Source organism: Segetibacter aerophilus, assembly GCF_007991655.1.
GTDB classification, from domain to species: Bacteria; Bacteroidota; Bacteroidia; order Chitinophagales; family Chitinophagaceae; genus Segetibacter; species Segetibacter aerophilus.
In genome coordinates this window covers 1-15,450 of sequence record NZ_BJYT01000013.1, presented here as the reverse complement: position 1 = coordinate 15,450, position 15,450 = coordinate 1, and the positions used below count along the sequence as shown (strand labels likewise).

Below are 15,450 nucleotides of genomic sequence, written 5' to 3'. Positions count from 1 at the left end.
TTTCCAATGCGTGGTAAAATGTTTGCCTTATTCGTAGCAGAATTCGTGTAATTATTTAAATTGGTTTTAATTGCTTTTTTTCATTCAAACCTGTAGGTTCAAAAGTTTCAAATAACATGGTTGACTTTACTTGTACTATCAAAAAGTTCGGACAACAGGGTGAAAAAACCGGTTGGACTTATATTGAAGTGCCTGAAGCAATCGCGTCGGAATTGCTTCCGGGGAACAAGAAATCGTTCAGGGTAAAAGGTTTCCTTGACAATTACAGTTTTGCGAGTTTTGCACTTATTCCTATTGGTGGCGGTGATTTTATTCTTCCAATAAACGGATCCGTTAGAAAAATTCTCGGCAAAGGAAAAGGTGCTACGCTACAGGTAAAAATGGAAGTAGATACGACACCGGTAACACTTTCACCCGAGCTAATACAGTGCTTGTCAGATGAGCCATCTGCGCTCGCCTATTTCAACAAGCTTCCGGGCTCGCATCAAAAATATTATAGCCGTTGGGTTGAAAGCGCAAAGACAGTTGAAACCAAAGCAAAGAGGATCGCGCAAACAGTTACAGCTTGCGCACGAGGACAGCACTACGGCGAAATGATGAGGTCGTTAAAAGAAGAAAAGAACAAGTTGGGCAAATAGCGTTAAGCGGAGTGCCGTCCGACCTGTTACATTAGCTACTCGCGATGATCGCTATAATAATTTCTTTCTATTGAGTTCGCTAAAGCTTCTTTTTGCGATTCAGTTAGTTGCGTGGCAGACACGGCTTCAACAGCTTCTTTCAACTGTTCTGAAGTTCGAATTCCTACAACCGCTGAAGTAACGGCCGGGTTGCTCAATACAAACTGTATGGCGGTTTGAGCAGCACTTCGATTACTTGTTGACAATTGTTGTATGGCTATAGCAGCCTTTTGCACTTCGTCTTCATTGTAGTTAAGGTAGCCTTTTGCCGGCTTGTTGACGAGAAGACCACTTGCAACACTGCCTCTCACTAACACACTGATATTGTGCTCCTCCAGCAACGGCAGGCAAGTTTCTTCAGGCCTTCGGTCCAACAAACTATACTGCATCATAACACTCACAATATTTGAGAGGCTTACATATTTGCTAATCACATTTGGCCTGATAGAAGAGATCCCATAATAGCGGATCTTGCCCTGTTGCTGTAGAGTTTCAAAAGCATCTATCGTTTCCTCTATAGGATCATTGATGGTGCCGCCGTGCAACTGGTATAAGTCTATATAGTCGGTTTGTAAGCGCTGCAAGCTTTGGTCGACGCAAGTAAGTATGTAATCTTTTCGCGGGTTCCAGTCCCAACCGCTACCATCTTTTCTCCATTGGTTGCCAACTTTTGTTGCTATGATTACTTGTTGGCGTTTTTGTTGCAACGCCTTTCCCACAGAAATTTCCTTCATGCCTTTGTCATACAAATCAGCGGTATCAAAAAAGTTGATACCCAATTCAACAGCCTCATGTATTATTCTTTCGTTTTCCTTTTGGTCTGCTTTTAAGGACATGCATCCAAACCCAATAGTACTTATCCTAAGATCAGACTTCCCCAATTGTTTATATTTCATTTGGTAGCTTTAAAGGTTTTTCTGCTAAATTTCTGGCAGTGCAAAAATCAAATAATTATCGGAATAAGAATAAGTAGGGGAAAAACAATTAAACCGTAACCTCTCAAGAAATACATAAACCCGCTTTTATGTTTGGAGAAAAAACAGGGCACAAAAAAGACCATTGAAGAAGCTATTGTGGTAGCGGAGAATTAGGGATTTTTATCCTTTCTGTAATCGGTTGACAATTAAGTCCTTTTCTCTTATCGATTATAAAAGTGCAGCAATAGGACAATGTTCAAAATCTCTATAAAACGCAGATTCTTAAAGAGCTTGTTGCAGAATTATGTTATAATAAGTTTTTGAACTTTAACCAAGTGTCACGGTGGCACCGTAAGCAGAGCGGAGCAATTTTGTAAACGGTGTTACCGTTATGATAGTGAACAAGATTAACTATCAATTGAACCGAACCGATTAATGACCAAAACACTCACACTTCTAGTAGCACTAATTACAACACTGAATATCTTCGGGCAGAACTTCGAAGGCAAAATTGTTTACCAAAACTCTTTCAAAAGCAAGCTGGCGAATGTTACGGACCAGCAGTGGAACACCATGTTAGGCACGCAGCAACAGTATTTCATTAAAGACGGGAATTACAAGTCCATCACAAACGGAACGTTAAGCCTGTGGCAACTTTACATAAATGAGGATAATAAGCTCTACAACAAATTGTCTACTTCGGAAGCAGTACTTTGGAATGACGGAGCGGTTAATAGCGACGAGGTTTTGAAAGCGGAGCTGCACCAGGGTGTCACGGAGATATTAGGATACAAGTGTGATGAGCTAGTTCTTACCTGCAAAAGTGGAACGCAGACCTACTACTTCACTTCAAAGCTCGGTGTTAACAGAGGCCTTTACGAAAAGCATAAGTACGGTAACTGGGCCGAATACACATCAAGGGCAAAAGGCTTACCATTGAGAGCCGTTGTAGATAACGGACAGTTTACGATGGAAAGCTTAGCAGTCGAGGTTAAGCCAATGGTGCTTGAAAAGTCAGTGTTCACATTGCCCGCCAATACTAAAACACAAAAAAGTCCTTATTAAGTATGTGAGCGGGTGCCAACGTGACACCACCTCTTTTCCAGAAAATCTTCCCTGCCATCTTCTATTTCATTTAAACAAACTATGCTTAAAAACACCCTTTATGTCCTCGCTACGGCGCTTATTATTTCAACCAGCTGTCAGTCCAAATCTTCTGCTCAAGCCTCGAGGTCAGCTTCTAACTTAGAAGTAGAAGCAAGGTTTATAGACTCACTGGAAAAGGCTGCGCAAGATATAACCCAGACATTTCCTGGCGAGATTGTCGGTTCAATCGAATTTAAAGTAAAGGCCACAGGCGAGGATCTCAAGAGGTTCCCAGAAGGCTTCGTTCCCTGGGTCAACTTAGAGCATCCAGAGAAGCAGTTGCCGAACTTGGTGAACGGTGACAACGTTGTTTTACCCTACCAGCATGTGTCTCTAATAATTGATTACCCTTTAAGCCATCCTGATACATCTCAGCTTACGGGCACCGTCGCTGGTTTTACTAGCAAGATGTTGATCCAGAAGATTAGTGAACGGTATCACAAGATTTATCAAGAGGAGGAAGTTGCAGCCAAAACCAAAACAGTTCCGGAGGAAAAACGAACGGGCATAATAAACCGTAACCTGACAGATGGACCATATGGAATTTGCTGCCATGATCTCGGTGATCTTGACCTCAGCAGCGTTGAGGTTTATAGAACGCCAGAAGGTAAAATAGTAATTATGTTAGGGGTGGAGTCGTAACCAACCATAGACCACTTAAAATTGCTTGATCAATTTTTCGAAAATGACGATTTCAAAGTGGACGGTATACTTTTTTGTTCTGCTTCTGCTAACATCCCCGTTTGTAATCTATCGGGCTATTTGGTTATCCAACTCGCAAAGAACGGTTGCAGTGGTGTTTGACGTTAAAGAGACAACGTTGGTTCGTCCCAGACAGACTTATCCAATATTTCAATATACCTCTTCAAATTTTCTGATCACTTCTCCAGGCAATTATAATCTTCCTTATGCCGTAGGAGACTCAGTGCCTATTAGGTATTATCCTTCTGACCCCACCAACTTTCTGCTAGATACAACTTGGGATTGTTGGAAGGACCTCCTTTATTATTTTAGCTTACCCTTAATTTTTTCCACAATGGTTTTTCTCGCAAAGGACACCTTGCCGCGAAAAATTAGACTATGGTAGACCTACTGGCACTTAGCCTCAAAAAACTAATTTAGGACGTACACCGCTTATTTAATAAAGCATATGTCCTGTTTTTGGCAGTTACATGTAGTGGATATACTCCTTTACTTATCACTGATGTAGCTGTATAGATTGTGTCAATAATCCGCCTGTATGTTAATCGATCAGCAAAGAAAAAACTAGTTTATCCAGTGAAATAGCAAGGGCTTCGAACGACAATGGAAAGTAAGAAACTTATACAAGCTTCTTTATAGCTAATTCAGATTAAGTCCTATGCCGGTATAAAAGCTTCTACCGATAGATGAAATAATTCCTGGACCCGGGTACTCATCTGTTCTTTGTGTAAAATATCTTTTATCTGCAATGTTATTTACGCCTGCTTTCAACTTTAATTTTCTCCACGTGAAAGTAGATGACAAATCAACGACCGTATACCCGGGAATTTTTCCAACAATTGGATTACTACTTCTAATGGTGTTGGCTGCATCTGCAAATGCACTGGATTGATTGGAAAGCTGAATTGATGCCGATAACCATTTTTTCGAGTAGCTTAACCCAATACGGTTAATAACTTCCGGTGCATACTCTACTTTGTTTCCTTTGAACTCTCCTTTCGTGTAATGTGCATCAGTATAAGCAAACGAATTGTAAACACTAATGTCACCAAGCAATTTATTTATCTTCAAGCCTCTGGTTATATTGACCTCGATATAACTTTCAATTCCCTTATGTATGCTTTTTGCAATGTTAGTGCGAAAAGTGTAAGGCACACCGCTTTCGTCCGTTTTTAATAACAATCCAACCCGATCGTTATATGCCAGATAGAACAGGCCGATATCGTAATTCAAAAAACTCTTCACCGTTCCCCTGATACCAATGTCGGTGTTGAACCCTTTCGGATCTCTGATAGCTGGGTCTACAACTGATGCAGAGGCAAGAGGTACTAATTGGGCATAATCAATTGGACGGTAAGCCTGGGATGTATTGGCATAAATGTTAGACGATCCCGCAATTTTATACTGCAATCCAAGTCCAAACAATAAAAATTGTCGCCCTTTTTCTTCTTCGGTTTCTATCTCTACACCGCCCACTTCATATTCTGATTCTACTTCAGATCCCAACATTTCAAACCTTACTCCGGGAGTAATCGAAAATTTGTCGTTAAGGTGAATGCAATCCTCAAAGAAGGGTGCAAAGTTGACTGTAGAAAAATTAAACTTTTCTTCAAATTCGCTCTGAGGAGTGAGATCGAAATCGGCTTTATTCGTACCGAGAGCTTCTTCTTTTCTCTGAAAATTTGCAATATTAAAGCGTAGACCCGCAGCTATTGTATGTTTAATCTTTCCTTCATTACGCTGGTGCATAAACCGCAATTCGGTTGCAGAGCTTTTCATTATTTCGCGGTCAACTTCCCTATTGCCATACCCGCCGGTAACAGGATCAATAGCATCAATTTCAGGAGGTATTTTGGCAAACCAGACGAGGCTTCTCTCGCCCGACAACAACGTTGACTTAATTTGAAAAAAAATGTTTTCATTGAAGTGATAATCTGCTGAAGCTGCTACTACATTCCACGGGCTTTTTACCCAATTGCGACTGCGAAATGAGGCGCGGCTATCCTGTTCAAACTGCTCATCAGTTAAACCGCCGGGCATTTTTATTTTGTTTCTTAGTAAAGAGTATTCGAGCGACAATTTTAATTTTTCCGTTGCCCGGTAGCTAATTTTGCCAAAGCCCGTTAATTGCTTTTGAAGAGAATTAGGCCGCCAACCATCTAAATTTCTATAGTTTAAAAATCCGAAATAATTGACGTTTTTAATCGTTCCGCCGAAGGAATGATAAGTGTTGAATAGACCGTTGCTGCCAACAGTTTGCATTGTGCCATAATCAAACTGCTTATCATTTTTTCCTTCTTTTAGCACATAATTTACCATTCCACCCATTTGTGCTCCAAATTGTAAAGAAGATGCTCCTTTTATCAACTCAATTCTTTCAACTGCTTCCATTGAAGGCAGGTAATAAGTTTCGTTATAGCCATAAATGTCTGCAGCGATGTTATAGCCGTTTTGTCTTACGTTCATCTCCAGCGACTGGGCAGGATTTAGCCCCCGTATTCCAATTCCGTTCGATACAAATCCGCCTGTTTCACTCTCAACTATATTTAAACCGGGTATTCTTCCTAATATTTGCCGTGTATTGTTAATAGCCTTGTTGCCATCTACACTGTCTATGACAATCACCTCAGTTCTTTTTCCTGCATAAATAAAGGGACGCTGTATTTCCTTTAAATGCCCTATTCCATTCATGCTTATATAAGTAACTATAACAACTTTATCGAGTTCCTTTGCCTGAGAAGAATCCATTTTTTGTGCATATAGGGAATAAGAGCACAGAAAAATTAAGCACAAGAGAATAAAACTGGTATGAGTAAAATTTTTCATTGAAAATCGAGATTTAAGTGAGTGAAAGCCACTGAGCAAGATTAGTAAAATTTTTTTAGACAAGTATAGAGTCTCAGTGAGAGAGATGTCTTCCTTTTGTTTTCATCATTCCTAATAGCAAGCACAAACGAATAGCATCGATACATTAAAAATGCAAGGGCTTTTAAAATTAAGAGTTACCCTTTAAAACGCATGTTCAAATTTGCTTATGTTGATCATATTTTTTTGAGTTTTCAAACGAAGCGGGTAGAGTGCTATGCAAGAAGGAAGCCCAGCGGCTTGAGCAATAATGTAAGAAGTAAGCGCTTTGTGCTTTTATAAGAAATCTAGTTTGAATGTTTATGTTATGTTTTTCTTTTTTCTTGATAAAAAAAGAAACAAAAAAATCAAGAGTGCATAGAAAAGGCTAAAAATTAGTCGAACAGGCTAAAATGAAATAAGTCGCAACTGGAGAACAAGTTCCGGCGTTTGGAGGACTTACAGGCCAAGGATGAAACCAAGCTTTAGTAACATCTATTTCATTTCTTAACGCCTGTTCGCCTAATTTTCTTAACGCCTTTTCTATGAGGTCGTCGCGGGAAAAGGAGACATTAAAGTTTATTAGATTTTTTGTTCCCTACCAACAACAGTTCTTACATAAGAGACATCGGCCGGTGCTTTTTAAAGGAATATTCTTCGACCGTATCAAACCTACTTTTTTCATTTCAATAAATACTGTATCTAATTCTGATCATTAAAGGCAAAATAATTTTTGGAGTACTATTTAAAAATATAAGATCAATTAAAAGTTACAAAAGCGAAGTTTGAAGGGATTACTACAACTTTTCTTTGCGCTCCAAAAAACAGGTGGTTTTTGGCACTCTACTAACTTATATTATTACCGCACCAGAATGTCTCTTTGTTTAAGTTTTAATTGTTGGGTTCCTTAAGCTCGACCTGCTACGGAAGCAGCCTTTCAAATCGGACAAGCAATCATGCTTTTTATTTGTTTCTACAATTAGGGAGTAGAAGAATAAACACCTTTAGCCTTAGAGAAGGCCAGTTTGTTGTAAATTTTATCTTGTGACTGAACTAATTCTCCGTCATTCATAACCCTGACATTCTGTAGGTTCTGATTTAACACGACCGCCTTTAAACTGTCGTTTAACTGTATGTCTATTAATTCCTTGATTTCGGTTTTCAGATCTTCGTTATATAGCGGAAAGCAAACTTCGATTCGCTTATAGATGTTACGGTTCATCCAATCTGATGAACCAAGAAATACTTCATCACTACCATTGTTGTGAAAAATGAAAATTCGTCCATGTTCTAGGTAACGGTCCACAATCCTTCGTACTGTAATATTTTGGCTCATGCCTGGAACACCTGGAACCAAACAGCAAATACCACGTACGAGTAATTGAATCTTTACATCCGCATTTGAAGCATCATACAGCTTACAAATTAATTCTCTTTCCTCAATGTTATTAACCTTGATAATAACGCGTGCAGGCAGGCCTTGATGCGCATTTCTGATCTCCCGATCAAGTAACTCTAAAAATTTTTCTTGCAAATTGTGTTTACCAACCAGTAAATTTTCAAATTGATATTTTTCTTTTGTCTTTTCTTTTTCTTTAAACAATTGAAAAACTTTCTCCACTTCTTTCAGCATTTCAGTATTGCTAGTTAGTAAAATATGATCTGTGTAAAAACGAGCAGTACTTTCATTTAAGTTGCCTGTTGCAAGTAAACCGGCGTACTCAATCCTTGGCCCAATCTTTCTTTTGACTAACGCAAGCTTTGCATGAACTTTCAAGTCAATTGATGTAAAAAGAACTTCCACACCGGCTTTTTTAAGTTTTTTAGCCCATTTAAGGTTGTTCGCCTCATCAAAACGGGCCTTTAGTTCAATCAATACCGTTACTTTTTTTCCGTTATGTGCAGCAGATAAAAGAGCATTAACAATTCTCGATTCGTTTGCAACACGGTACATGGTGAGGTATATGTGTTCAACATCAGTTCTTATCGCAGCTTCATTAAAGAACCGAAGCACGGTGTCATACGATTGGTAAGGCACATGCAACAATATATCACGTTTGCTTATTTCTTCCAATATCCCGTCTTCATTTGTGCAGGGAAGCTGAACAGCAGGCCATTTCCTATATTTAAGGTGTGGTAGGTTGACCGAAATGGTGCTTAGGTCCTTTAAGTTGTGATAGCGACCCCCTTGCATAATGACAGCTTCTGACAGACCAAGATTGTTTATTAACTCCCATAGTATTTTCTCAGGAATGCCTGGCTCGTGCAAAAATCGTGTAGCAAGACCTGCGTCTCTTTTTTCAATTTGCTTTTCAATCTTCGTTGCAATGTCTTCTTCGTACTCATCTTCAAGCTCCAATTCTGCGTCCCTTGTTACCTTAAAACTGAAGGAGCCTTCCACTGTTATTCGGGGAATCACATGCAAGTGGGCTTTGATGATATCATCAAGAAAGACGACATAGAATTTCCCTTCTTTTTCAACCTGAAAAAACCTGGAAAGATGTTCTGTCGGAATATTTACAACTACTATCTCATCTGTGTCTTCGTGCCCTTTCCCTATAAGAGCGAGGTAAAGCATATTGTTTTCAGGAAAAAAATCAGATCCCTCGCCTGCTATAACAATAGGCTTTAAAAAGGCCAGTACTTGCGTAAAAAAATAGTGGGAAACCTGCGGCATGATTTGCGGCGGTATAGGCTTTCCATACACTAGCTCTAATTGATGCGCCTGCAATTGCGGTAGAAGCTGGTGTAAGACCTCCCCAAAACGACTTTGCTGCTCCAAAATAATTTCTTTTGCTTTGCCGGCGACATCCTCATGCCTAAGAGCAGTTTGCTTCTTCACTTTTTGTTTTTGGTAAAGTTTCTGCAGAGCTGTTAAAGCAGGCATCCGGACCCGGTAAAACTCGTCGAGATTAGAAGAATAAATAGATAAAAAATTAATCCGTTCTAACAGCGGTACTGTATCATCTTCAGCTTCCATTAGCACCCGCTCATTAAATGAAAGCCAACTGAGGTCACGGTCAAAGAAAAAATAGTTTGATAGAGCAGCCATATTTTAGTCTTACTAAGAATTTATTTAAGAAAAAAATGCAGTCGAAGCTATGATAAGAGCAAAATTTCCCAAACTTTTTGTAAGCAAATATTGGTTTTGCTAATCTTCATCTCCTTCTTGCAAGGCAAATGCCTTTCAATTTTTAGGCCTGCTCTTAGAACTGCTGGTGTGATCTCAAACCTACTGCACCTTTCTTTGGTAGGACTTACAAGGAAAGACTAATTCACTTGTAAACCGAGAAAAAGAAAAAAAATTTGTAGGACATAACAGCTTCCGTTTCAGAAATTTTCTTTCTTTTTTTTAATTTAATCTTAATTAATTTCAATAGTACGAACAATAACCACATCGGTTACTTTTCATGCTATGTAACTAATCACCTTGCTGAGAAGTAGAATATTCTAATCAGATTTTCGTAGGAAAACCTTCGTTGGTTTTATCAAAGTTTGCCCTAATGTAAATTGGTCTAAAGCTCGCCATATGAAGAAACGCACCGCTCATTTCCCCAGTGAGGCCTTTAATAAGATAGGGCAACGTATAATTAAAACCCTTGCTTACGCATGGTTGTTCCCTGCTTTTTGTCTAAATACGGGTTGCAGTACCGTTGCAAAGAACGCAGCGAAAGGAGGCGCCGTTAAGCAGATAACTTTTACCAAAGAAGTACTGTCGGAGGAATTTATCGCTGAGGGGGTGGCCGTAGGGGATGTGAATAAAGACGGTTTGGTAGATGTACTGGCTGGCGCCTACTGGTTCCAGGCCCCTGGCTGGGTGCCACACGAAATAATGAAACCTGAAAAGTTCTTCTTTGACAAGGGCTACAGCGATGCCTTTATCAGCCAAACGATGGACGTGAATTTAGACGGATGGACTGACTTTTTGCGCATTGGTTTCCCGGGTAAGGAGGCTTTTTGGTTCGAAAACCCCAAAGGAGAATCGGGATATTGGAAGAAACATTTGATACACGATGCCGTAGGGAACGAGTCTGCGGGCTTTTTTGATATAGACAAGGACGGCAGGCTTGATTTGCTCGGTGGAAACTCATCTAAAAAGCAAATGACATGGTTTAAAGCCCCTTCCTCTCCTAACGATTCAGAATGGCAAGCATTCCCCATAAGCGGTGAAGCAGATTTGGGAGCCGAGCCTTTCTCTCATGGGCTTGGAATGGGCGACATGAACGGCGACGGGCGCCAGGACGTGATCATTACAAAAGGATGGTGGGAAGCGCCGCCGGATGTACGCCAACCGGGATGGGTTTTCCATGAAGCAAATCTTGGGCAGGCTGCGGCTCAAATGTATGCATATGACTTTGACGCGGATGGTGACCAGGACGTGATTTCGTCGTCGGCCCACGGTCTAGGTATTTGGTGGCACGAACAAGTAGCTGAACAAGGAGGCCGGAGATGGGTAACCCACCTCATTTCCGACGCCTTTACGCAAACACACGGACTGGCTTTGACTGATATGGACAAGGATGGCTTCCCTGACCTTGTAACCGGAATGCGCTATTTCGCACACATGGGTCATGACCCGGGAGAATTAAACCCTCCCGTATTGTACTGGTTCGGGCTGAAACCCGGTCCGAAGCCTACCTGGGTTCCTCACCTTATAGATAATGCATCAGGGGTAGGGGTCGACGTGGTAGTGAAAGACATCACCAGTGATGGATTAAAAGATATTATAGTAGCTAACAAAAAAGGAGTATTCGTCTTTAAGCAAAACGCCGACTAAAATTCCTTTTAAGTTTAAAATATTTTCTATATTTCTTAATAAACGAAACATGTTCTATTTCAGTTAGTGGAATTGAAAATAGGTATGTTATTGAGTAAAGAGTAATTCCAAACGTAAAAATCAAGACTTTATAGTATGAAATCATTCTGGTTCCTTTTGGTCCTTTTTACCTTGCATTGTTCTTGCCTTTTTGGTCAGTCAAAAGCGAAACCGATTCGTTTATTTGACGGAAAAACGTTCAAGGGTTTGCAAGGTGATACCATCAATACCTGGCGGATACATGAGGGCAGTTTGGTAGGTGGTTCGCTGTCCCAAACGGTACCTCATAACGAGTTTATCAGTACCACAAAAAGCTACGCCAATTATGTGCTCAAGCTCAAATTTAAACTTACCGGGTACGAAGGTTTTATTAACGGAGGCGTACAGTTTCATAGTCGACGCATAACGAATCCGGCTCATGAAATGACCGGCTACCAGGCCGACATCGGTAAGGGTTATTGGGGAAGCTTATACGATGAATCCCGCCGGAATAAGCTGCTTGCAGTAGCAGACTCTGCCCAAATAAAGCGGTTGCTCCGCCCAAATGACTGGAATGATTATGAAATTCAAACCCAGGGAAAGCGGATCCGAATTCTATTAAATGGTGAACAAACGGTTGCCTATACAGAGGAGGATGAGACAATCCCTCAATCGGGCCTGATTGCCTTTCAAATTCATGGCGGGGGCAAGGCAGAAGTCCGTTACAAGGACATAATTTTAGAAGAATTACCTCGAAATACCGCACGGAAATAAAGCTTACTTTTAATGCAACCAGTAATTAATCTTTACTTTTTAACTTCCATCAGTTTTAATCCAATTCTTTTATAAACTGGCTACCTTTAAATTTTCACTGTGATCCGGAAAGGATTTTTCCGAATTTTCGCGGCTTATTCCTTAAAAAGAAAACCTATCTAACATATGCCTGCCTCTCGTCTACTTTTATGCTTCCTGCTTTCTATTTCTCTTAATCCCGGTGTTTTCAGCCAACCCGCTGCTCGTCACGATGCAAAACATACCAAAACTGAGGGTTATGATAGGGACTATACGCTACAGGCAACTATGCTTGGATACTTTGGTGAGGACGGAACGCGGAACCCGGTTTTGAAAGCACAGCCAGGCGAAAACGTGCGAATAACAATCGTTAATGGTGAGACCATGACTCATGATATTACACTTGAAAAAATGGGTGTGAAAAGTAAAGTACTCGTGGAAAAAGGGAGCAGCGCCAGCATTGTTTTTACAGCCCGCCAGAGCGATACTTATTTTTGTTCCATTCCAGGGCACCGGGCTGCGGGTATGGTAGGGAAGTTTGAAGTAGTAGATGGTCCTATTACCAATGAGAATACTGTTGAAGGCATAAAGCCCAAAAAAGCCGGGAAAGAATTGAACTTGAATTTTGAAAAGGGAACCTTGCAGGACTGGACAGCAACGGGAGATGCCTTTACTGACGCCTTGATTTCTGCAGATCCTTCTCCGGTACATGAAAAAGATGTAAAACTCGGCATAGTCGGAAAGTATTTCCTAACCAGCGGGGGCACTAAGTACTATAAAAGAACGGGTACCCTTACCTCTGAACCTTTTCCCGTTACGCAGCCCTTTGCTGCCTTTAAAGTTTCCGGCGGGGCCTTGCAGGATACTCGTGTGGAACTCGTACGGGCAGATACCAAAGAAGTGATTTTTGAAATAACCGGTTCGGGACGGGCTCCTCTTCAGCCTGTTGTAATTGATCTTACTCCGCACCTGCAAAAAGAAATCTTCATCAGGATTATAGACAATGAAACAGGAATTTCACAAATTCCCTATATCGGTGACGATAAATGGGCGCACATCAATTTCGATGATTTTCTCTTTTACCCATCCCGACCGAATTTTACGAACGAGTTGCGGAAGAGCGATATTGTTGTCCTTCCTCCCCTTGACCCCGTTATTCATTCGGGTCTTTCAGGGCAGGAAGCTGCCCGGAGCATGACAATGCAGAAAGGTTTCTCCGTGAAACTTGCCGCTTCCGAACCGGACGTTGTCCGCCCCATTAGCTTTACTATGGATACCAGGGGAAGACTTTGGGTAGTGGAAGCACACACATACCCGGTAAGGGCTCCTGAGGGCCAGGGTAAGGACAGGATTCTTATACTGGAAGATACTAATGGCGATGGTACCCTGGACAAGAGAACTGTTTTCATGGAAGGGCTCAATCTCATCAGCGCAATTGAAGTAGGGATGGGTGGTGTTTGGCTTGGGTCAGCTCCTAATCTCTTGTTTATTCCGTTGGACAAAAAGAATGATAAACCAGCAGGCCCGCCGCAAGTAATGTTAGACGGATGGGGGCTGGAGGACACACACGAAATGCTCAACAACTTCAAATGGGGCCCTGATGGTTGGCTGTATGGTACACACGGGGTTTTTACCCATTCCAATGTGGGTCGCCCGGGTGCGCCCGACAATGAGCGGACAAAGCTGAACGGTGGTGTTTGGCGCTTTCACCCCACTACCAAAGTGTTCGAATTATTTTCGGAAGGAACCAGCAACCCGTGGGGAATAGATTTCAACGATTACGGACACGCGTTTATAACTGTTTGCGTGATCCCCCATATGTTTCAAAGTATACAGGGAGCACGGTATCAGCGCCAGGCGGGCAAGCACTTCAACCCCTACACCTACGCCGACATTAAACAGATTGGCGACCACGTGCATTGGATCGGCGATCGCGGTCCGCATGCCGGTAACTTTAGATCAGACGCCGTAGGCGGGGGGCATGCCCATGCCGGAGCAATGATCTATTTAGGCAGTGAGCTTTGGCCCAAGCAGTACCGGAACAACATATTCATGAATAACATTCATGGAAGCAGAGTAAATGTTGACCGGCTCAGCCGGAACGGTTCAGGGTATGTGGCTGGCCACGACAAAGATTTTCTTTTGACGAATGATACCTGGTCGCAATGGTTGAATTTCCGGTATGACCCTAGCGGTTCTGTTTTCGCGATAGACTGGTATGACAAAAACCAGTGCCACAGCTCTAACCCGGACGTTCATCAAAAAACAATGGGTCGCATTTTTAAAATCAGCCACGAGACAGATAAGTGGGTGCAAGTAGACCTTTCCAAAGCTTCGGATAAAGAACTGGTGAATTACCAGCTTCATCCAAATGAATGGTATGTACGGACCGCCCGTCTTATTCTACAGGAACGCGGACCAAACAGGAAGGTTCACAAAGCTTTAAAAAACATCTTAAATACTAACCCTGATGTGACGCGCAAACTACGGGCACTTTGGGCTTTACATGTGACCAGAGGACTCAAGGAGCAGGAGCTTCTAGATCTACTAGGACACGAAAGCGAGTATGTCAGGAGCTGGGCAATTCAACTCCTTGCAGAAAACAAAACCCTTTCTGCCACTGCCTTAAAACGCTTCGGTGACTTAGGTAAGACAGACACATCTGCATTAGTACGCCTTTACCTTGCGTCGGCAGCGCAACGTATAGCTCCCGAGAACAGGTGGGAAATAATGGAAGCGCTTTTGCAAAGGGCAGAGGATAAAAACGATCACAACTTGCCACTAATGCTTTGGTACGCATTTGAACCAACGGTTCCTACTAATATGAACAGAGCGGCGGATTTGGCGCTAAAGGCAAAGGTGCCAAATATCTTACCGTTTACCATTCAACGCCTCACCGCAATCAAGTCCGCAGAATCGATCAAAGTTTTGCAAGATCTACAACGGCGTGTGGCAAATAACCAGGATTCGCATGAAAACCACGAAGTTCAGACATTACTAAAAAAGGCTTTAGCGAGTAATTAAAAGGCTTTTCCTTGTATAAGGAAAAAAGTGAAATCGCTCAATTTTTATACAGAACAATTATCCTAGAACAAAAACGCTATAAACAATCGTTTATAGCGTTTTAAGGAGTTGATATCCTGCGAGGCGGAGAGTTAGGGAACAGAACAGCGCCGCTAACACATTAATAATCAGTAAGAAAAGTAGCGTAAAATAGTCGTTAACCGAATTTTTATCCCTCCAAAAAAGGTCAAATAACTTCAAATTCAAGGCAAAGTTAAGGAGACTTTTGGAACAAGAACCTTTTTAAAAACTACTTAAGCAGGTTTTTTCTGTCTTGCAATTTCAAGTGCCGGACGGAGTTTTTGTGCCAATATTTCCTTGAATGCTGTTTTTACAATTTCGTAACGTTCTAACAATTCCAAATGTTCTCTTTTACTTTATTCTAAGTAAAATCTCGTTTCAACTTATCTTGTATATTTTATTAATACCTCAAAACCACTCAAGCTTAATTGTTGCGACAATGTCGCAATAATTGTTTCCAAACCTAACCTTTCACCCTGCCCCTGCCAGGCAT

The 15,450-nt window shown here is 41.4% G+C and carries 9 protein-coding genes; 6 read left to right on the top strand and 3 right to left on the bottom strand.

The window, feature by feature from the left end:
• Positions 1–116 precede the first annotated feature (116 nt).
• Positions 117–638 (top strand): YdeI/OmpD-associated family protein, encoded by a 522-nt coding sequence (locus SAE01_RS16385; protein ID WP_147204878.1) that lies wholly within the window; start codon positions 117–119, stop codon positions 636–638.
• Positions 639–673: 35 nt separating this feature from the next.
• Here SAE01_RS16385 and SAE01_RS16380 read toward each other — a convergent pair whose 3' ends face one another.
• Positions 674–1,573, bottom strand: a complete 900-nt coding sequence (locus SAE01_RS16380; RefSeq protein ID WP_147204877.1) for an aldo/keto reductase — start codon at positions 1,571–1,573, stop codon at positions 674–676.
• Positions 1,574–2,029: 456 nt separating this feature from the next.
• On the opposite strand from SAE01_RS16380, the gene SAE01_RS16375 reads away from it, so the two are divergent.
• Together SAE01_RS16375 and SAE01_RS16370 are read left to right on the top strand one after the other, a co-directional pair.
• The gene (locus SAE01_RS16375) at positions 2,030–2,659 is read left to right on the top strand and encodes a DUF4412 domain-containing protein (RefSeq protein ID WP_147204876.1); all 630 of its coding nucleotides are present in this window, start codon (positions 2,030–2,032) and stop codon (positions 2,657–2,659) included.
• An 81-nt stretch (positions 2,660–2,740) separates the two neighbouring features.
• Complete coding sequence (locus SAE01_RS16370) at positions 2,741–3,382, top strand: hypothetical protein (RefSeq protein WP_147204875.1); 642 nt, start codon at positions 2,741–2,743, stop codon at positions 3,380–3,382.
• Between the two features lie 699 nt (positions 3,383–4,081).
• Here the strand turns inward: SAE01_RS16370 and SAE01_RS16365 are convergent.
• Both SAE01_RS16365 and ppk1 read right to left on the bottom strand, forming a co-directional pair.
• The gene (locus SAE01_RS16365; RefSeq protein WP_170234179.1) at positions 4,082–6,190 is read right to left on the bottom strand and encodes a TonB-dependent receptor family protein; all 2,109 of its coding nucleotides are present in this window, start codon (positions 6,188–6,190) and stop codon (positions 4,082–4,084) included.
• Positions 6,191–7,265: 1,075 nt separating this feature from the next.
• Positions 7,266–9,338, bottom strand: a complete 2,073-nt coding sequence (gene ppk1, locus SAE01_RS16360; protein WP_147204873.1) for a polyphosphate kinase 1 — start codon at positions 9,336–9,338, stop codon at positions 7,266–7,268.
• Positions 9,339–9,815: 477 nt separating this feature from the next.
• On the opposite strand from ppk1, the gene SAE01_RS16355 reads away from it, so the two are divergent.
• From SAE01_RS16355 to SAE01_RS16345, 3 genes are all read left to right on the top strand, one after another.
• On the top strand, positions 9,816–11,063 hold the full coding sequence (locus SAE01_RS16355) for an FG-GAP repeat domain-containing protein (RefSeq protein WP_147204872.1): 1,248 nt from the start codon (positions 9,816–9,818) through the stop codon (positions 11,061–11,063).
• A gap of 135 nt (positions 11,064–11,198) precedes the next feature.
• A complete protein-coding gene (locus SAE01_RS16350; RefSeq protein WP_147204871.1) occupies positions 11,199–11,855 on the top strand; it encodes a 3-keto-disaccharide hydrolase in 657 nt (218 codons plus the stop codon).
• A gap of 165 nt (positions 11,856–12,020) precedes the next feature.
• Complete coding sequence (locus tag SAE01_RS16345; RefSeq protein WP_147204870.1) at positions 12,021–14,897, top strand: PVC-type heme-binding CxxCH protein; 2,877 nt, start codon at positions 12,021–12,023, stop codon at positions 14,895–14,897.
• The last annotated feature ends 553 nt before the right edge of the window (positions 14,898–15,450 follow it).

Excerpts from the sequence above, each read along its gene's own strand:
- SAE01_RS16385 (WP_147204878.1), top strand. The coding sequence starts at position 117 with ATGGTTGACTTTACTTGTACTATCAAAAAGTTCGGACAACAGGGTGAA.
- SAE01_RS16380 (WP_147204877.1), bottom strand. The coding sequence starts at position 1,573 with ATGAAATATAAACAATTGGGGAAGTCTGATCTTAGGATAAGTACTATT.
- SAE01_RS16375 (WP_147204876.1), top strand. The coding sequence starts at position 2,030 with ATGACCAAAACACTCACACTTCTAGTAGCACTAATTACAACACTGAAT.
- SAE01_RS16370 (WP_147204875.1), top strand. The coding sequence starts at position 2,741 with ATGCTTAAAAACACCCTTTATGTCCTCGCTACGGCGCTTATTATTTCA.
- SAE01_RS16365 (WP_170234179.1), bottom strand. The coding sequence starts at position 6,190 with ATGGATTCTTCTCAGGCAAAGGAACTCGATAAAGTTGTTATAGTTACT.
- ppk1 (WP_147204873.1), bottom strand. The coding sequence starts at position 9,338 with ATGGCTGCTCTATCAAACTATTTTTTCTTTGACCGTGACCTCAGTTGG.
- SAE01_RS16355 (WP_147204872.1), top strand. The coding sequence starts at position 9,816 with ATGAAGAAACGCACCGCTCATTTCCCCAGTGAGGCCTTTAATAAGATA.
- SAE01_RS16350 (WP_147204871.1), top strand. The coding sequence starts at position 11,199 with ATGAAATCATTCTGGTTCCTTTTGGTCCTTTTTACCTTGCATTGTTCT.
- SAE01_RS16345 (WP_147204870.1), top strand. The coding sequence starts at position 12,021 with ATGCCTGCCTCTCGTCTACTTTTATGCTTCCTGCTTTCTATTTCTCTT.